This is a genomic window from Streptomyces sp. NPDC127114, from assembly GCF_042677525.1.
Taxonomy (GTDB): Bacteria; Actinomycetota; Actinomycetes; order Streptomycetales; family Streptomycetaceae; genus Streptomyces.
In genome coordinates, this window is record NZ_JBHXTJ010000017.1 from 1 (window position 1) to 17,511 (window position 17,511).

At 71.6% G+C, this 17,511-nt stretch carries 12 protein-coding genes and 1 pseudogene; 3 read left to right on the forward strand and 10 right to left on the reverse strand.

Features of this window, described 5'->3' with window-relative positions:
- Positions 1–207 precede the first annotated feature (207 nt).
- Complete coding sequence (locus tag ACFVGS_RS18900; protein WP_385693080.1) at positions 208–918, forward strand: hypothetical protein; 711 nt, start codon at positions 208–210, stop codon at positions 916–918.
- A 220-nt stretch (positions 919–1,138) separates the two neighbouring features.
- Here ACFVGS_RS18900 and ACFVGS_RS18905 read toward each other — a convergent pair whose 3' ends face one another.
- Positions 1,139–2,173 (reverse strand): saccharopine dehydrogenase NADP-binding domain-containing protein, encoded by a 1,035-nt coding sequence (locus ACFVGS_RS18905; RefSeq protein ID WP_385693081.1) that lies wholly within the window; start codon positions 2,171–2,173, stop codon positions 1,139–1,141.
- A 71-nt stretch (positions 2,174–2,244) separates the two neighbouring features.
- Between ACFVGS_RS18905 and ACFVGS_RS18910 the strand changes: the two genes are divergently transcribed.
- Positions 2,245–3,195: a helix-turn-helix domain-containing protein gene (locus ACFVGS_RS18910; RefSeq protein ID WP_385693082.1), complete on the forward strand. Its 951-nt coding sequence runs from the start codon at positions 2,245–2,247 to the stop codon at positions 3,193–3,195.
- Between the two features lie 177 nt (positions 3,196–3,372).
- Positions 3,373–4,170 carry an IclR family transcriptional regulator gene (locus ACFVGS_RS18915; protein ID WP_385693083.1) on the forward strand — a complete coding sequence of 266 codons (798 nt, stop codon included), beginning with the start codon at positions 3,373–3,375 and terminating at the stop codon, positions 4,168–4,170.
- 95 nt (positions 4,171–4,265) lie between these two features.
- Here ACFVGS_RS18915 and ACFVGS_RS18920 read toward each other — a convergent pair whose 3' ends face one another.
- The 9 genes and pseudogenes from ACFVGS_RS18920 to ACFVGS_RS18960 form a co-directional block, all read right to left on the reverse strand.
- Positions 4,266–4,868, reverse strand: a complete 603-nt coding sequence (locus ACFVGS_RS18920) for a sarcosine oxidase subunit gamma (protein ID WP_385693084.1) — start codon at positions 4,866–4,868, stop codon at positions 4,266–4,268.
- Entirely contained in the window at positions 4,861–8,157 is a 3,297-nt protein-coding gene (locus ACFVGS_RS18925; RefSeq protein WP_385693085.1) for a sarcosine oxidase subunit alpha family protein, read from the reverse strand. Before ACFVGS_RS18925 ends, ACFVGS_RS18920 begins: the two co-directional genes overlap by 8 nt.
- A gap of 11 nt (positions 8,158–8,168) precedes the next feature.
- Positions 8,169–9,401, reverse strand: coding sequence for a sarcosine oxidase subunit beta family protein (locus ACFVGS_RS18930; protein ID WP_384411150.1), 1,233 nt, complete (start codon positions 9,399–9,401; stop codon positions 8,169–8,171).
- A complete protein-coding gene (gene glyA / locus ACFVGS_RS18935) occupies positions 9,398–10,681 on the reverse strand; it encodes a serine hydroxymethyltransferase (protein WP_384411148.1) in 1,284 nt (427 codons plus the stop codon). Before glyA ends, ACFVGS_RS18930 begins: the two co-directional genes overlap by 4 nt.
- Positions 10,678–10,791: pseudogene (locus tag ACFVGS_RS18940) on the reverse strand (bifunctional methylenetetrahydrofolate dehydrogenase/methenyltetrahydrofolate cyclohydrolase); the annotation flags it as partial. The pseudogene ACFVGS_RS18940 and the gene glyA, both read right to left, overlap by 4 nt.
- Positions 10,792–10,810: 19 nt before the next feature.
- Positions 10,811–13,249 carry an FAD-dependent oxidoreductase gene (locus ACFVGS_RS18945; protein WP_385693086.1) on the reverse strand — a complete coding sequence of 813 codons (2,439 nt, stop codon included), beginning with the start codon at positions 13,247–13,249 and terminating at the stop codon, positions 10,811–10,813.
- 205 nt (positions 13,250–13,454) lie between these two features.
- Positions 13,455–14,435, reverse strand: a complete 981-nt coding sequence (locus ACFVGS_RS18950; protein ID WP_385693087.1) for an ABC transporter substrate-binding protein — start codon at positions 14,433–14,435, stop codon at positions 13,455–13,457.
- 10 nt (positions 14,436–14,445) lie between these two features.
- Positions 14,446–16,419 carry an ABC transporter permease gene (locus tag ACFVGS_RS18955; RefSeq protein WP_385693088.1) on the reverse strand — a complete coding sequence of 658 codons (1,974 nt, stop codon included), beginning with the start codon at positions 16,417–16,419 and terminating at the stop codon, positions 14,446–14,448.
- Positions 16,419–17,507 carry a glycine betaine/L-proline ABC transporter ATP-binding protein gene (locus ACFVGS_RS18960; RefSeq protein WP_384411141.1) on the reverse strand — a complete coding sequence of 363 codons (1,089 nt, stop codon included), beginning with the start codon at positions 17,505–17,507 and terminating at the stop codon, positions 16,419–16,421. The genes ACFVGS_RS18955 and ACFVGS_RS18960 overlap by 1 nt, the downstream gene beginning before the upstream one ends.
- Between the last annotated feature and the right edge of the window lie 4 nt (positions 17,508–17,511).

The window sequence follows — 17,511 nt, forward strand, 5'->3', positions numbered from 1 at the left end:
GACGACGGCGGGGAGGGGTCCGGGGCCGGAGCGGGGGTGGGGGTGTCCGGACGTTTAGGCCTCCTCCGCGAGCGAAGCGAAGCGGAGGTGGCAGTCCGGACACCCCCGCCCCCGCGGAGGCCCCGGACCCCGGCCCCACCCCCGACCCGGCCTCGCACCGTCCGGAATGCGTGCGGGGCGGGCCCCGGCAGTCGGCAGACTGGACCCGTGACGCACTACCGACTCGCCGGGCTCCCCCCGGGGCCGGCCCGCTACGGCCGCCTCCGGGTGCAGACCGCCGACCTCTCCCCCGCCGCATGGCTGACCGAACGCCAGGCGGACTTCCCCACCGTCGCGGGCGCGACCGCGCCCGGTTTCCCGGCGTACGCCCGCATCCTCCACCCCGCGTACCTCGACGAGCAGCCGGTGCGCTGGGAGACCGTCGGCGCCGCGTACGGGCGCAGCCCGGCCGGCGCCCTGCCCTGGCACGCCTTGATCGGGGTCACCCGGGACGCGTCGTACGGCGACCTGTCCCTGCCGGGCGTCTGGGACGAGGATCCCGGCGAGGGCAACACGCCGCCGGAGGTGGCGCGAGCCCTCCTCCCCGTCCTGGCGCGGCACACCGACACGCCGGACGACTGCTGGTACGCGCTGTGGTCGGGGTACGGGCAGTGGGACTGGGACGCGGTGCCCCGGTTCGAGACCCCGCACCGCGACCGCGTCCTGATGGCGGGCGCGCTCGCCGACGCCGACTCCCCGGCCGCCGACGACTCCGTGCTCCCGGACCTGTGGTGGCCCGCGGACCACGCCTGGGTCGTGGGCGGCGACACCGACCTGCGGAGCACGTACGTGGCCGGCTCGGCGGCCCTGGTCGCGGACCTGCTCGCCGATCCGGCGCTGGAGGCGCACCGGGTGGCGGCCGCCGACCGGCTGGACTGACGCCGCCCCGCAGCTGGGCGGGTCCCCGACGCGCCGTCACGCCCTCGGTGCGGGGCCCGGTACCGAGCCGGTCGAGGCATTCATGGGCGGGGGCGGGCCGTGGAGAGGTCCTGTCCGGCGCGCTCGGCTACGTCGCCCGCCTGGACCAGCAGCCCGCACGGCGACCCGACGGCACCGACGTCACCACCGAGGGCATGCGCGGCCGGGAGGCGTGCGTCGGTCAGCGCCGGGTCCACGTGATGGCGGCGACCGACGAGAGGAAGTCCTCGGCGTCGAAGACCTCACCCGGGGCGCGCATGCCGGAGGCCGTGCCGCTCGGCAGCGTCCGGCCCGCGAGGATCCGGACGGCCGCCTCGGCGACCAACGGTGCGGTCACCGCGTAGATGTCCTGGCCGACCGCGGACGCGGCGCGGCGCTCGGCTCCGCGCGTGACCACGACGTCGATCAGCCATGACTGCGCCGAACGGCCGTCCTCGGACACGGCGGTGGGTGCCGGCGTGCCCGGGTCCCGCAGGTCGGCCAGCGGGGCCTCGTTCATGAACGCCCGGACGTCCGGGGCTTTCAGGTGCCGCGAGATGGTGATCTGGTCGGCCGTCCCCAGCGCGCGCACCGGCTGCGTACCGGCCGGCGCGGGGAAGTCCCAGTCCGCCAGGACGTCCTGGTCGTCTTCGAACGGCACCAACCGGCCGCCGCTCACCGTCACCCGCTTGCCCGCGCTGCGCGCCCCCGCCTTGCGGGTGCCGGCCGTCGGGTGCCAGCTGTCGAGCGCGAACGCCACGGTGATGTCGTCCGCGGCGGCCCAGTCGCCCATCGCCGCGGTGGCCAGCAGGTCCGGCAGCCCACCGAAGAAGCCCAGTGCGGGCAGGAACAGCAGACCGCTGCCGGCCAGCCGGTCCCGGTAGGTCTCGAAGCTGCGGCGGGTGACCGGCTGCTCGCCGGTGATGTCGATGTAGTGGACGCCGGCGCGCAGGGCCGCCTCGATCAGCGGCGGGGTGGTGTCGCCGAACGGGCCCGCCGCGTTGACGACCAGCGCAGCGCCCGCCAACAGCGCGTCCAGGGACGCCGGGTCGTCGACGGTCGCGACGTGACTGCGGGCGTAGGGGTGGGCCTCGGCGAGGGCGCTCATGCGTTCCGGATCGCGGCCTCCGAGCGCGAGACGGAATCCGCGCTTGTGGAACTCGTCGATGAGGAAACGGGCCGTGTGGCCGTAGGCGCCGAAGATGGCGACGGTCCGCTGCGGTGTGTTCGTCTTCATGGCATCGATCTTCGGATCCGCAGGCTGCCCGCACGAGTGTCGGAAGCGACGCCACCCGTACACTTTCGGACATGACTCTGGTGGCGATGCCCGTGTACGACGGGGCGATGCTCTTCGAGGCGGCCATCGCCCTGGAGATCTTCGGCATGGACCGCCCGCACCTGGCCGAGCCCTGGTACGAGTTCGCCGTCTGCGGACCGCAGGACGCCCGGCTGGGCGGCTGGTTGCGAGTCGACACCCGGCACGGGCTCGACGTCCTGGCCCAGGCCGACACCGTGATCGTGCCGTCGTGTGACGACATCGAGGCCGATCCGCCCGAAGACCTGCTGGACGCGTTGCGTGACGCCCACCGGCGCGGAGCCCGCATCGCCTCGCTGTGCACCGGCGCGTTCGTCCTCGCCGCCGCCGGACTGCTGGACGGGCGCGAGGCGGCCACACACTGGTGGCACGCGGCCCGGCTCGCGGAACGCTATCCCCGCGTACGCGTCAACGCCGACGTCCTCTACACCCACGACGGGCAGATCCTCACCGCTGCGGGCAAGGCCGCCGCCCTGGACCTCAGCCTCCATCTGGTGCGCCTCGACCACGGCACCGCGGTCGCCAACGCCCTGGCCCGCATCCTGGTGGTGCCGCCGCACCGCGCCGGCGGCCAGGCCCAGTACATCGCCGCGCCCGTCCCGGCCCGGAGCGGTGACGGATTCGCCGACCTCCAGGACTGGGCCCTCGACCGGCTGCACGAGCCCCTGTCCGTCCAGGATCTGGCCGCCCGCGCCGGCATGAGCACGCGGCACCTGACGCGGACCTTCCAGCAGAGCACCGGCCTGACCCCGCTGCGCTGGCTGCACACGCAGCGCATCAGGCGCGCCCAGGAACTCCTCGAGACCACCGACACGGCCGTCGAACGGATCGCCGCCCACACCGGCATGGGCACGGCGACCACCCTGCGCCGGCACTTCAGCCGCGCGGTGGGAGTGCCCCCGGACACGTACCGGCGCACCTTCCGCGGCCAGAACAGCTCATAGGCCGTGCGGGCCGGTCCCCAACCTCTGAGAGGGCGGGATGTGAGGGCCCGACGTGCAGGAACGTAGCGATCCCGTCCGCCTCAAAAGCCAGGCCCCCCAGCCAGCCGCGGCCGCCGTCCGAGGGCCACGGGGACTCCCCGTAGGGCTGGACGATCCGGCCTTGCCTATAGTTGCGCTATGAGCAACCACTCGGCATCTGGCGAAACGCAGGCTCCCGCAGTGAACGGGGTGCAGTCCGTCGACCGTGCCGTCAGCGTCCTGGAGATCCTCGCCCAGCGCGGCGAGGCGGGGGTCAGCGAGGTCGCCGCCGAGATCGACGTCCACAAGTCGACCGCGTTCCGCCTGCTCGGGGCGCTGGAGGCGCGCGGTCTGGTCGAGCAGGCGGCGGATCGGGGCAAGTACCGGCTGGGCTTCGGGATCGTACGTCTGGCGGGGGCGGTCACGGGCCGTCTCGACATCACCCAGCAGGCCCGGCCGGTGTGCGAGCGGCTCAGCGAGGAGATCGGCGAGACCGTCAACATCGCCGTCCTGCAGGAGCATTACGCGGTCAACCTCTACGAGATACGCGGCCCGGGCGCGGTCGGCACGCACAACTGGGTCGGCCGGCTCACCCCGGTGCACGCGACGTCCAGCGGCAAGATCCTGCTCGCCCATCTGCCGACGAAGGAGCGCGCGGATGTGCTCGCGGCATCCAGGCTGCAGAAGCTGACGCCGCACACCCTGACCGCCAGGACCAAGCTGGAGAAGAACCTCGCCAAGGCACGGGAGCGCGGGTACGCGGTGACGCTGGAGGAATTCGAGATCGGACTGCACGCCGTCGCGGCCCCGATCCGTTCCCACCACGGCGGGACCCTCGCCGCCCTCAGCGCCTCCGGCCCCGCGTACCGCTTCACCGAGGAGCGCATCCACGAGCTCGCGCCCCTGCTGGTCCGGGGCGCCGAGGAGATCAGCCACCGGATGGGCTACGTGGGCTGAGCCCGCCCCGGTCCACGGGAGGGGCGGCGCTCGCCTTGGGAGGCGTGCCCGGTCCCCCGGGTGCGGCGGCGCAGAGGGCCGCCGCACCGGACCGTTCACCCGTATTCCGCGGCCGCGTCGAGGAGCCAGTCCGTCAGGTAGCCGGCGAACGAGGAGCGTACTAGCACCCAGAACCCTGCCCTGGGCTCGTCCCGGGCCACCAGGACGACCTGGGTGCGGGCCAGCATCGTCTGGGCCGAACGGCCGGGGCCGAAGGCGCGGGGGTGCAGATCCAGCCGGCAGCCGTGGGACAGCAGATCGCGGGCGCGCGGTCCGCCGACCAGGATGGTGGTGCGTTGGGCGGAGACGTCGGTGACGGATACGTGCTCGTCCCCGGCCGCCGAGCGGATCCGGCTCTCCAAGGCACGCTGGGTGCCGGGCAGGCCCACCACCAGCCATTCGTCGGGGCCGAGCCACACCGCGCCCAGTTCCCCGACGCGTACGACGGTGTCGGGTTCCAGGGGCAGGGGGAGTCCCAGGGCGAGTCCGACGGCGTCCGCCGCCGGGCTCTTGGCGTCGAGGCGGACGTTCAGCTGCGCCAGGAAGGCAACTTCGGCCAGGCGGACCGCGCCACCGGAGGAGCGCGTCACGGCGGCCAGGCGGTCGGCGACGTGCGCCAGCGGGCTGCGCTGCCGTGCGGTCGGAGCGGTGTCAGCCATCGCGGCGGGCTCCCTCGGGGTCGTAGAGGACGGGGCTTGCGACGGTCACCGGCAGCAGCCGGTCGCCGACGGGTGCGTAGAGGCGTTCGCCGATGCGGTCCCGGCCGCCCTTGATCAGGGCGAGCGCGAAGGTCCGGCCGAGCGCCGCGCTCCGGTAGCTGGAGGTGACGTGCCCGAGCATCGGGACGGGCGGGGCGGGCAGTTCGCTGTCGGCGACCAGGTGGGTGCCCTCGGGGAGGAGGGCGGCCGGGTCTTCGGGGAGGAGGCCGACGAGGTGCTTGCGGTCGGGGCGGACGGCATCGGCGCGGGCGTAGGAACGCTTGCCGATGAAGTCCGGCTTCTTCTTGGACACCGCCCAGCTCATCCCGAGGTCCTGCGGGGTGACCGTGCCGTCGGTGTCCTGGCCGATGATCGGGTACCCCTTCTCCGCGCGCAGGACGTGCATGGCCTCCGTCCCGTACGGAGTGATGCCGTGCGGGGCGCCTGCCTCGTACAGCGCCTCCCACAGGGCGAGGGCCTCCCACGGTGACACGTTGATCTCATAGGCGAGTTCGCCGGAGAAGCTGATCCGGCACACCCTCGCCTCGATGCCCGCGACCGTCGTCTCCCGCCACGCCATGAACGGGAAGTCGTCGTTGGCGAGCGCCAGTCGGGGTGCGAGCGAGCCGAGCACCTCGCGACAACGCGGGCCGACCAGGGCGACGGTGGCCCACTGCTCGGTGACGGAAGTGCAGTGGACGCGGAGTTCCGGCCACTCGGTCTGCAGCCACTCCTCCATCCAGTCCAGTACGGCGGCCGCGTTGCCCGTCGTGGTGGTGACCAGGAAGCGGTCCTGGGCGACGCGGATGACCGTGCCGTCGTCGAAGATCATGCCGTCCAGGCGGCTCATGACGCCGTAGCGGATCATGCCGACCTTCAGGGTGCTCATCATGTTGGTGTAGAGCCGGTCGAGGAAGACCGCGGCATCCGGGCCCTGCACGTCGATCTTGCCGAGGGTGGAGGCGTCCATGAAGGCCACACCCTCGCGGGCGGCGCGGCACTCGCGCAGCACGGCCGCGTCCATGTCCTCGCCGTCCTGCGGGTAGTACCAGGGCCGCTTCCACTGGCCGACGTTCTCGAACAGGGCGCCGTGTGCGGCATGCCACGTGTGGAGGGCGGTCGTGCGGATCGGGTCGGACAGCGCGCCGCGGTCGCGGCCGGCGAGGGTGGCGAAGGAGACGGGGGTGTACGGCGGCCGGAACGTGGGCAGGCCGAGCGCGGAGATGTCCACGCCGAGGAGTTCGGCGACGATCCCGCTCGTCAGCACCCCGCCCGTCTTGCCCTGGTCGTTGGCGGTGCCGGCCGTGGTGTAGCGCTTGGTGTGCTCCACCGAGCGCAGGCCTGCCCCGGTCGCCCGCGCCAGGTCGTCGACCGTGACATCGCGTTGGAGGTCGACGAACCGGGGGGCTCCGGTACCGGTGGGGACGGCGAACACCTGCATGGGCGGGGTGTGCGGCTGGGCGGCGACGGCCGGGAGGGCCGGCGCCTCGGCGGTGTAGCCCTCCGCCTCGACCGCGCGGGCGCCGGCCGCCGCGCCCTGCGCGAGGGTCGTGGCGAGATCGTAGGCCCCGTTCGCGCTGCCCGCGACGGCCACCGCCTGACGGCAGCTGTCGGGCACGAACGTGCCGAGTACGTCGTCGTGGCGGAGCTTGCCGCCGGCCTGGCTGAACAGATGCGCGACCGGGTTCCAGCCGCCGGAGACCAGGAGCAGGTCGACGGCGAACTCCCGTCGTCCCACGGACTCCCCGTACGGGGCGACCGTCACGGCGGTGAGGCGGGCCCCGCCCTCCGTGTCCGTGACCGCGTGTCCGGCCAGCACCTCGATCCCGGCGGACCGCGCACGCTCGGCCCACTCCCCCGGCTCGGGCCGGGTGTCGACGATCGCCGCGATGTCCACTCCCGCCGCCGCCAGATCGAGTGCGGCGGCGTAGGCGCTGTCGTTGGTGGTGAACACGACCGCGTGCCGGCCGGGCAGAACGGCGTACCGGTGGAGGTACGTCCGGGCCGATGCGGCCAGCATCACACCGGGGCGGTCGTTGTCTCCGAACGCCAGTGACCGCTCGTGGGCGCCGGTCGCGAGGACCACGCGCCGGGCGCGGATCCGCCAGACGCGCTCGCGGGAGACGTGCTGCGGGGCCTGGGCGCCGAGGTGGTTGGTGCGGTGCTCGACGGCGAGGAGGTGGTTGTCGTCGTAGTGGCCGAAGACGGTGGTGCGCCGCAGGACGCGTACCTCCGGGGCGGCTTCGAGCTGTGCGCGGGTCGCCTCCACCCAGTCGAGGTGTTCGCCGGTGCCGAGCAGGCTGCCGCCGGGTTCTGGCTGGTCGTCGGCGAGGACGACGCGTGCGCCGCTCCGCGCGGCTGCCGCGGCGGCCGCGAGGCCGGCGGGGCCCGCGCCGACGACCAGCAGGTCGCAGTGGGCGTGTACGGCGTCGTAGCGGGCGGGGTCCGGTTCGGTGGCGAGGCGTCCCTGGCCCGGGAGGCTGCTCGCGACCATGCCGTCGTAGAGTTCGACCGTCGTGGCGGGGAGCATGGGCTCGGGGAAGGGGGCCTCGATCTGGACGACCGCGTTGGGTTCCTCCACGCCGGCCGAGAAGATGCCGCGGGGGCGGCCGAGCCTGATGCTGGTCGCTGCCGCGATCACACCGTTGGCGAGGAGGGCTGAGGCGAGGGTGTCGCCGCGGTAGCCCTGGTATGCGGTGCCGTCGAAGGTGAAGGTGAGGGGGGTGCCGCGGTCGATGCGGCCGCCGGTGGGGGTGCGGAAGGGATGGTCGCCCCCGCCGCCCCTACCCTCCCCCAAGCTCTCGGCTTCGCTCGAGCAGGGGGGACCCCCATCGTCCTTGAGGGGCTCCGCCCCTTCGACCCCGCTGGGGGCTGCGCCCCCAGACCCCCGCTTCGGCCCTGAAGGGGCCTCGTCCTCAAGCGCCGGACGGGCTGATTGTGCCGCACCCGGCTCATAAGTGACCGGGCGCGGCTCCACTGTCTCCGGGCGCGCCTCCCCCGGCCTGTACACCGTCAGGATCTCGTTCGTCGCCGTGTCGCGCACCGCGTTGAACCACCTGCGGCAGCCCGCCGCATGGCTCCATCGCTCGGCGAACGGGCCCTTGGGGTTGTCGCGGAAGAACAGGTACCGCGCCCACTCCTCGTCGGTGAGGGCGGCGGGATCCTCGGGGTAGGGCACGTGCGCCTGGCCGCCGTAGTGGAACTCGGTCTCGTCGCGGGGCCCGCACCACGGGCAGGGGATGAGCAGCATGGTTCGGCTCCCTAGTGGGCCACCGCGGCCGCGCCGTGCTCGTCGACGAGCGCGCCGGTGGTGAAACGGTCGAGCGAGAAGGGGGCGTTCAGGGGGTGGGGGGTGTCGTGGGCGATGGTGTGGGCGTAGACCCAGCCGAGGCCCGGGGTGGCCTTGAAACCGCCCGTGCCCCAACCGCAGTTGAGATAGAGGTTGCCGACCGGGCTGAGGCCGACGATCGGCGAGGCGTCCGGGCTGACGTCGACGATGCCGCCCCAGGTGCGCAGCACGTGGGCGCGGGCGAAGACCGGGAAGAGTTCCAGGGCGGCGGACATCTGCTCTTCGATGATGTGGAAGGCGCCGCGCTGGGTGTAGGAGTTGTACGCGTCGATGCCGGCGCCCATCACCAGCTCGCCCTTGTGCGCCTGGCTGACGTACACGTGGACGGCGTTGGACATGACCACCGTGGGGTGGACCGGCTCCAGGAGTTCGGAGACCAGGGCCTGCAGCGGGTGACTCTGGAGCGGAAGGTCGATGCCCGCCATGGCGGCGAGGACCGAGGTGTGGCCGGCGGAGCACAGGGCCACCTTGCCCGCGCCGATGGGACCGCGGGTGGTCTGGACGCCGACCACCCGGCCGCCGGTCACGTCCAGGCCGGTGACCTCGCAGTTCTGGATGATGTCGATGCCGGCGGCGTCCGCGGAGCGGGCGAAGCCCCAGGCCACGTGGTCGTGCTTGGCGATGCCGGCGCGCGGCTGGTAGGTGCCGCCGAGGACCGGGTAGCGCGCGTCCGGGGAGATGTTGACGATCGGGCAGACTTCCTTGACCTGCTCCGCGTCCAGCCACTCGGCGTCCACGCCGTTGAGCCGGTTGGCCTCCACCCGGCGCACGCTGTCGCGGACGTCCTGCAGGCTGTGGGCGAGGTTCAGCACGCCGCGCTGGGAGAAGAGGATCGGGTAGTCCAGCTCCTCCTCCAGGCCTTCCCACAGTCTGAGCGCGTGCTCGTAGATGCCGGCGCTCTCGTCCCACAGGTAGTTGGAGCGGATGATCGTGGTGTTGCGGGCCATGTTGCCGCCGCCCAGCCAGCCCTTCTCCAGGACCGCGACGTCGGTGATGCCGTGGTTCTTCGCCAGGTAGTGGGCGGTGGCCAGGCCGTGTCCGCCGCCGCCCACGATCACCACGTCGTACGAGCGCTTGGGCTCGGGATCGCGCCAGAGCCAGTCGGGGTGGTCGGGGAGGTCGGCGCCTGGGGTGCTGGGGCTCATCGGACGTCTCCGTCTTCCGAAAGGTGCGGGTAGAGCGGGTACGTGGCCGCGAGCGCCTCGGTGCGGGCGCGCAGGGCGGCCACGTCCGGCTCGGGCTGGAGGGCCAGTGCGATCACGTCGGCGACTTCGGCGAAGTCCTCCTCCGTGAAGCCTCGGGTGGCCAGGGCCGGCGTTCCGATGCGCAGACCGGAGGTGACCATGGGCGGGCGCGGATCGAAGGGGACGGCGTTGCGGTTGACGGTGATGCCGATCGCGTGCAGCAGGTCCTCGGCCCTCTTACCGTCGAGTGCGGAGTCCCGCAGGTCGACGAGGACGAGGTGGACGTCCGTGCCGCCCGTCAGGACCTTCACTCCGGCCGCGGCCGCGTCGGGCCGGGTGAGGCGCTCGGCGAGGAGGCGGGCACCGGCCAGCGTACGGGCCTGGCGTTCGGCGAACTCCGGGGACGCCGCCACCTTGAAGGAGACCGCCTTCGCGGCGATGACGTGTTCCAGCGGGCCGCCCTGCATCCCGGGGAAGACCGCTGAGTTGATCTTCTTGGCGAGGTCGGCGTCGTCGGTGAGGATGACTCCGCCGCGGGGACCGCCGAGTGTCTTGTGCGTCGTGGTGGTGACCACATGCGCGTGCGGGACGGGGCTGGGGTGCAGTCCGGCGGCGACCAGGCCCGCGAAGTGCGCCATGTCGACCATGAGGAGGGCGCCGACCTCGTCGGCGATCCGCCGGAAGGCCGCGAAGTCCAGCTTCCTGGGGTACGCCGACCAGCCCGCGATGATCATCTTGGGCCGGTGTTCCTTGGCGAGCCGCTCGACCTCCTCCATGTCGACGAGGTGGTCGGTCTCGGAGACGTGGTACGGCACGACATCGAGCATCTTGCCGCTGTAGTTGATGCGCATGCCGTGGGTGAGGTGGCCGCCGTGAGCGAGGTCGAGGCCGAGAACGGTGTCGCCGGGCTGGAGGAGGGCGAAGAAGACGGCGGTGTTCGCCTGTGCGCCCGAGTGCGGCTGGACGTTGGCGAAGCCCGCCCCGAAGAGGGACTTGACGCGCTCGATGGCCAGGCGCTCGGTGACGTCCACGTGTTCGCAGCCGCCGTAGTAGCGGCGGCCGGGGTAGCCCTCGGCGTACTTGTTGGTCGCGACCGAGCCCTGGGCCTCCATCACGGCGGACGGCGCGAAGTTCTCGGAGGCGATCATCTCGAGGGTGGTCTGCTGACGGTGCAGCTCTGCGCGGAGAGCCTCGTGGACCTCGGGGTCCAACGCGGCCAGGGAGGTGTTCAGCACGTTCATACGGTGTTCGCGTTCCTCTCGGCGGCCTCGACGACGTCGGCGAGCAGCATGGCCCTCGTCATGGGTCCCACTCCTCCGGGCATGGGGGCGATCCCTCCGGCGACGCGTGTTCCGGCGACTTCCTCGTGGTCAGCCACGGAGGCGGGACATGGTCGGGTCGAACAGCGGCTCCTCGGCGACGACCGCCTCGACCCGGCGGTCGAAGTAGCCGATGTGCAGGGTGGTGCCGGGGATGGTGAGTTCCGTCGGGAGCCAGGCGTACGCGATGCCCTTGCCGATCGTGTAGCCGTAGGCGGCGCTGGTGACGTAGCCGACCGCGCGGTCGCCGTCGTAGACCGGCTCCTTGCCCAGGACGACCGACTGCGGGTCGTCGATGGTGAGGCAGGTCAGCTTGCGCCGTACGTCTTCCTTGCGGCGCTCCAGGGCTGCCTTGCCGATGAAGTCGCCCTTGTCGAGCCTGACGGCGAAGCCGACACCGGCCTCGTAGGGATCGTGCTCGTAGGTCATGTCGGTGCCGAAGGAGCGGTATCCCTTCTCCAGGCGGAGGCTGTTGAAGGCGCCGCGGCCGGCGATGACGCCGCCGAGCGGCCGGGCCGCCTGCCACAGGGTGTCCCACAGCTTCAGGCCCTGGTCGGCGGTGGTGTAGAGCTCCCAGCCGAGCTCGCCGACGTACGACAGCCGCATCGCGGTGACGGGCACCGAGCCGATGTACGCGCGCTTGGCGCGGAAGTACTTCAGGCCGTCGCCCGAGAAGTCCTCGTCCGTCAGCGGCTGCAGGACCTTGCGGGCCATGGGGCCCCACAGGCCGATGCAGCAGGTGCCGGCGGTGATGTCGCGCACCTGGACCGTGCCGTCGACGGGGAGGTGGCGGGTGAGCCAGTCGAGGTCCAGGTTGCCGTTGGCGCCGACCTGGAAGAGGTCGCGGCCGAGCCGGGCGACGGTGACGTCGCTGCGGATGCCGCCGTCGTGGTCCAGGAGCAGGGTGTACGTCACCGAGCCGACCGACTTGGCGACCTTGCCGGTGGTCAGTCCCTCCAGGAAGTCCGCGGCACCCCGGCCGGTGACCTCGAGTCGCTTGAGGGCCGTCATGTCGTACATCGCGACGGTCTCACGGGTGGCCTGTGCCTCGGCGCCGACGACGGGCGACCAGAACCGCGCGGCCCAGTCGTTCGGGGTGGGAATGGTGCGGCCTTCGACCAGCCCCGCGTTGGCCTCGTACCACTGGGGGCGTTCCCAGCCGCTCGCCTCCAGGAAGAACGCGCCGTGCTCCTGCTGGCGGGTGTGGAAGGGGCTCGTGCGGATGGGGCGCGGGTCCCCCGACGGCTGGAGGGGGTGGATGATGTCGTAGACCTCGACGAAGTTCCGGCAGTCGCGGGCCAGGACGTACTCCGGGGACAGCTGGTGCGGCTCGAAGCGGTTGACGTCGCACTCGTGCAGGTCGAAGGACGAGCAGTGGCCGTCGACGAGCCATTCGGCCATGGCGCGGCCCACGCCCGCGCTGTGGGTGACCCACACCGCCTCCGCCACCCAGAAGCCCTTGACGTCCCGGGACTCGCCGAGGAGCGGGAAGTTGTCGGTGGTGAAGGAGAACAGGCCGTTGATGCCCTCCTCGACCTTGGCCTCCGCCGTCGCGGGGAGCAGCGACCGGGTCTCGGTCCAGGCGTCCTCGAAGTCCTCCTCGGTGAACTCGAGGACCGAGGGCATGTGGTCGGCCTCGTCGACGGAGAGGATGTCGTCTGCCGAGACCGGCATCGGGCGGTGGCCGTAGTAGCCGATGCCGATGCCGTCGAAGCGGTCGCGGTAGTAGAGGTCGGCGTCCTGGTGGCGCAGGATCGGTCGTACCGCCTCCTCCGTCTGGCCCGCGAGCGCGGGGACCGGGCCGGTCCAGGCGAGCTGATGGGCGAGCGGGGTCAGCGGGAGGTTCATGCCGACCATGCGGGCGATCTTCGGGCCCCAGATGCCGGCGCAGCACACCACGATGTCGGCGGCGATCTCGCTCCGGTCGGTGAGGACACCGGTCACCCGTCCCTCGCTCTGCCGGATGTCGAGGACCTCGTGGCGGGCCAGGAAGGTGACGCCGCGTTCGGCGGCCCGGCGGATCTGCGCCTCGACGGCGAGGACGGCCTTGGCGATCCCGTCCGTCGGGATCAGGAGGCCGCCGAGGATCCTGTCCCGGTTCACCAGCGGATGCCGCTCGGCGCACTCGTCGGCGCTCAGCATGCGGGCCTCGACGCCCCAGGCGGTGGTCCAGCCGTGGCGGCGGTGCAGTTCCGCGAGGCGTTCGGGGGTGGTCGCCACTTCGAGGCCGCCGACCTGCAGGAAGCAGGGCTTGCCGTCGACGTCGAGGGAGCAGAACTTCTCGACGGTGTAGCGGGCCAGCTCGGTCATGGTCTTGGAGGAGTTCGTCTGGAAGACCAGGCCGGGGGCGTGTGACGTGGAGCCCCCGGTCGCGGGGAGCGGGCCCTGGTCGACCACGGTCACTTCGGTCCAGCCGCGCGCGGAGATCTCGTCCGCGAGCGCTGCTCCCACGACGCCCGCTCCGATGATCACCACTCGGGGTCCCGCCATCGCCGCACCTCCGGATTCGAAACCAGTCAAGTTGCTTGCTACGCAACATGGTTCAGGTTGCGCAACTCAATGTGCCGGTCAGGGAGAGGGGTGTCAAGGGGGCGGTGACACCGGCGAACAGCCCGGAACGCGGCAATGCCCGGCGGGCGGCGCACACAGGTGCACACCGCCCGCCGGGCATCTCGGACCGTCTTCTCGACGTGGGCTACCTGAGCCAGGCGTCGACCTTGTCGCGGTTGGCCTCCACCCACTTCTTCGCCGCCGCCTCGGGCGACATCTTGTCCACCGCGATGTACTTGGCCACGGTGTTCTGGTCGTCGTTCGTCCAGGCGAAGTTCTTCACCAGGCGGTAGGCCGGGCTGCCGGACTTCGCGAACTTCACGCTGACGATCTTGTCGAGGTCGTACACGGGATAGTCGCAGGCGATCTTCGCCGCATCGGTGTCACAGCCCGTCGTGTACGCGGGCAGATTCACCCTGACCAACGGCACCTCGGACAGGAACCACTGCGGCTCGTAGAAGTAGCCGATCACCCATTCCTTGTTCTTCTCGGCCTCCCGGAAGGACTGGATGAGCGCGGTCTCGCTGCCCGCGTACACCACCTTGAAGTCCAGCTTCAGGTTCGTCACCAGCGCCGCGTCGTTGGTGACGTACGAGGGGTCGCCGTCAAGCAGCTGCCCCTTGCCGCCCGACTCGGAGGTCCTGAACTCGGACGCGTACTTGTTCAGGTTCTTCCAGTCGGTGATGTCCGGGTGCGCCTTGGCCAGCCACGGCGGCACGTACCAGCCGATGATGCCCTTGTTGCCGGTCGAGCCGGCGCTCACGGCGGTCTTCTGCTGGGTGATGTACTTCTTCTTCAGATCGTCGTGGCCCCAGTTCTCCAGGACGGCGTCGACCTCGCCCGTCCCGAAGCCCTGCCAGGCGATCTCCTCCTTCAGGTCCTTCTTCCTGACCGTACAGCCGAGGTCTTTCTGCGCGACGTACGCGACGACCGCCGCGTCCGCCTCGTAGCCCACCCACGGGTTGACCGCGAGATTGAAGGTGCCGCACTTGCCCGGGCTGCCCCCCGAACCCGCGGAGTCGACACCGACCTTCGCGCCGCCGCAGGCGGTGAGGGTCAGCCCGAGGACGGTCACGACGGCTGCGCCGGCCGTGCCGATTCCCCACTGTCGTACCTGTGCTGCCATGCTGTGCTCCTTACGCGCTCGCGCGTCGCGCCGCCGCCTGGGTGATCCGGTCGAACATGACTCCGAGAAGGACGATCGCGAGTCCCGCCGCGAGCCCCTTCCCGTACAGCTGGCCCTGTGAGAATCCGGCCACGACGTCGTAGCCGAGGGCGCCCGCGCCCACCAGGCCGCCCACGACGACCATCGACAGCACATAGATCAGGCCCTGGTTGGTGGCGAGCGTCAGGGCGCCGCGTGACATGGGCAGTTGAACCTTGGTGATGACCTGCCAGGTGTTGCACCCGGCGGACACGGCCGCCTCCACGGTGGCCCCGGGTACGGCCCGCACCCCGTCCGCGATGATCTTGATGGCGACCGGCACCGCGTAGACGACCGCGGCGACGATGGCCGTGAAGCGGGTCGCGCCGAACAGCGCCAGGAACGGCACGAGGTAGACGAACGGCGGCATGACCTGCGCCGCGTCCAGGGAGGGCCGCAGCACCCGGTCCACGAGCATGCTGCGCCCCATCCACACCCCGAGGACGATGCCGAGCAGCATGACCAGCACCGTCGCCACGAGGGTCGACGCCAGCGTCGTCATGGCGTCCGACCACAGACCGGTGCCGACCAGCAGACCCACGCACACGGCCGTGGTGGCCCCGGCCCGCCAACCGCCGAGCACGGCGCCGAGCACGATCAGCACCGCGCCGACGAGCCACCACGGGGAGTCGGTGAGCAGCGTCTGGAACGGATTGAGCAGGCCGTTGGTGATGCCGTCGCGGAAGGCGTTGGTGAGGCCCGAGAGGTTGTCCTGCACCCAGGCGGTCACGGTGTCCGCCGCGCGCGCGATGGAGCCGCCGATGCCGCCGTCGCCGGGGAACTCCGCCGCCCAGACATAGGTGTGCGACAGGTAGACGAGGACCGCGGTGGCCGCCGCTCCCGCGCCGAGCAGCGGCCTGCGCCACGTGACGAGGCGGTTCTTCGAACGCCGGGCCGTCTCCTCGCGGGCGCCGGCCGCCGTGGTGACCCGGTCGAGGACGATCGCCATGACGACGATGGCGAGTCCCGCGTTGAAGGCCGTTCCCACGTCGAGCGACTGAAGGGCCTGAATGACGGTCTTGCCGAGGCCGGGCGCGTCGATCAGCGCGGCGATGGTCACCATGGCCAGGGCGGCCATGATCGACTGGTTGACGCCCATCACCACGGTGCGCTTGGACATGGGCAGCAGGACCTTCAGCAGGGTCTGACGTCGTGTCGCGCCCAGCGATTCCGCAGCCTCGACGGTGGTCTCGGGAACGGAGCGGATGGCGTGCGCGGTGATGCGGATCGCGGGCGGTGCCGCGTAGATCACGGTGGCGATCGTGGCGGAGGCCCCGCCGATGAGGAAGAACAGGGTCAGCGGGGCCAGGTAGACAAAGGTCGGCATCGTCTGCATGAAGTCCAGGAAGGGCGTCACGATCCGGTTGAACCGGTCGGACAGTCCCGCCCCCACGCCCAGCGGAATCGCGAACAGCAGCGCCACGAGGACCGCGGAGAGGGTGAGCGACAGGGTGTCCATGCTCTCCTGCCACAGCCCCTGCAGCCCCAGGAAGGTGAAGCCCGCCACGGCCAGCAGGGCGACCCGCCAGTTGCCCACGGCCCAGGAGACGTAGCCCGCGATGCCGACGACGCCGAGCCATCCGATCTGCGGGACGGGGCGGCCGGCGGGGGGCTGTGAGATCAGGTGCTGGATGAAGGTCACCAGGTTGTCGATGACCAGGCGGATCTCGTTGAAGAAGTAGAGGAAGAGCGGGTTGGAGTTGCGGTCCGCGCCGATCGAATCGTTGACGTCGTTGAACCACCGGTGCAGGTCGGTGAGGTCCGCCGCCGCCAGGGTCAGGGTCTGCCTTCCGCGGAGGACCACGAAGAGCAGCAGCCAGGCGGCCAGGATCGCGGCCACCACCGTGCGCCGGCCGGCCCTGCGTACGCCGGGCAGGGGGGCGGACTTCTCCAGGGCGACGGCCATCACGCGCCGCCTTCCTGCCCGGCGACCACCGCGAGGATCTCCTCGTCGCCGACGATGCCGAGCAACGTGCCGTCCTCCACCACCTTGACCGGCCTGTCGGCGGCCAGTACCGCCCGGGTGGCCTCCTTCACCACGACGTCCGGGCCCAGCTCGGGACCGTCCAGGGCGTCATGGGGCTCCACCGGGCGCATGATCCACCGCAGGGTGAGCACATCGCCGCGCGGCACGTCCTTGACGAACTCGCGGACGTAGTCGTCGGCCGGGGCGCCCACCAGCTCGTCGCCGGTGCCGCACTGGACCGTCCTGCCGTCGCGCATGATCAGGATGCGGTCGCCCAGCTTGAGCGCCTCGGAGAGGTCGTGGGTGATGAAGACCATCGTCTTGCCGACCTCGCGGTGCAGCCGGATGACCTCGCTCTGCATGTCGCGGCGGATCAGCGGGTCGAGCGCCGAGAAGGGCTCGTCGAAGAAGAGCACGTCGGGGTCGCCGGCCAGCGCCCGGGCGAGGCCGACGCGCTGCTGCATACCGCCCGAGAGCTGGTCGGGGTAGGAGTTCTCGTAGCCTGCGAGGCCGACCAGTTCGACGACTTCCAGGGCCCGCGCGGTGCGCTCGGCCCTGCTCATGCCGCGGATCTCCAGACCGAAGGCCACGTTGTCCACCACCCGGCGGTGGGGCAGCAGCCCGAAGTGCTGGAAGACCATGGAGAACTTGCGGCGCCGCAGATCGCGCAGGCGCTTGCCGTCCGCCTCGCGGATGTCCTCGCCCTCGAAGACGAGCTCACCGGCGGTGGGTTCGATCAGTCGGGTCAGACATCGCACCAGCGTGGACTTGCCCGAGCCGGACAGGCCCATGACGACGAACACCTCGCCCTTGCGGACGTCGAAGTCGACGTCGCGGACGGCGGCGGTGCACCCGGTGCGGTCCATGAGCTCGCGGCGGGTGAGGCCGCGCAGCTCCTCGGAGTCCGGTACCTGGTCGGCCTTCGGCCCGAACACCTTCCACAGCCGGCGCACGGATATGACCGGAGTGCCGTACGAATCCTGGTGCGCGCCGTGCCGCTGCGACACCTCGGTCTGCGCTGGGGTCATGGTC

Bases quoted from the DNA above. Each gene is read 5' to 3' on its own strand.
- ACFVGS_RS18955 (WP_385693088.1), bottom strand. From the start codon at position 16,419: ATGGCCGTCGCCCTGGAGAAGTCCGCCCCCCTGCCCGGCGTACGCAGG.
- ACFVGS_RS18930 (WP_384411150.1), bottom strand. From the start codon at position 9,401: ATGAGCCCCAGCACCCCAGGCGCCGACCTCCCCGACCACCCCGACTGG.
- ACFVGS_RS18950 (WP_385693087.1), bottom strand. From the start codon at position 14,435: ATGGCAGCACAGGTACGACAGTGGGGAATCGGCACGGCCGGCGCAGCC.
- ACFVGS_RS18910 (WP_385693082.1), top strand. From the start codon at position 2,245: ATGACTCTGGTGGCGATGCCCGTGTACGACGGGGCGATGCTCTTCGAG.
- ACFVGS_RS18920 (WP_385693084.1), bottom strand. From the start codon at position 4,868: ATGGCTGACACCGCTCCGACCGCACGGCAGCGCAGCCCGCTGGCGCAC.
- ACFVGS_RS18905 (WP_385693081.1), bottom strand. From the start codon at position 2,173: ATGAAGACGAACACACCGCAGCGGACCGTCGCCATCTTCGGCGCCTAC.
- glyA (WP_384411148.1), bottom strand. From the start codon at position 10,681: ATGAACGTGCTGAACACCTCCCTGGCCGCGTTGGACCCCGAGGTCCAC.
- ACFVGS_RS18915 (WP_385693083.1), top strand. From the start codon at position 3,373: ATGAGCAACCACTCGGCATCTGGCGAAACGCAGGCTCCCGCAGTGAAC.
- ACFVGS_RS18945 (WP_385693086.1), bottom strand. From the start codon at position 13,249: ATGGCGGGACCCCGAGTGGTGATCATCGGAGCGGGCGTCGTGGGAGCA.
- ACFVGS_RS18960 (WP_384411141.1), bottom strand. From the start codon at position 17,507: ATGACCCCAGCGCAGACCGAGGTGTCGCAGCGGCACGGCGCGCACCAG.
- ACFVGS_RS18925 (WP_385693085.1), bottom strand. From the start codon at position 8,157: ATGCTGCTCATCCCCTGCCCGTGGTGCGGGCCCCGCGACGAGACCGAG.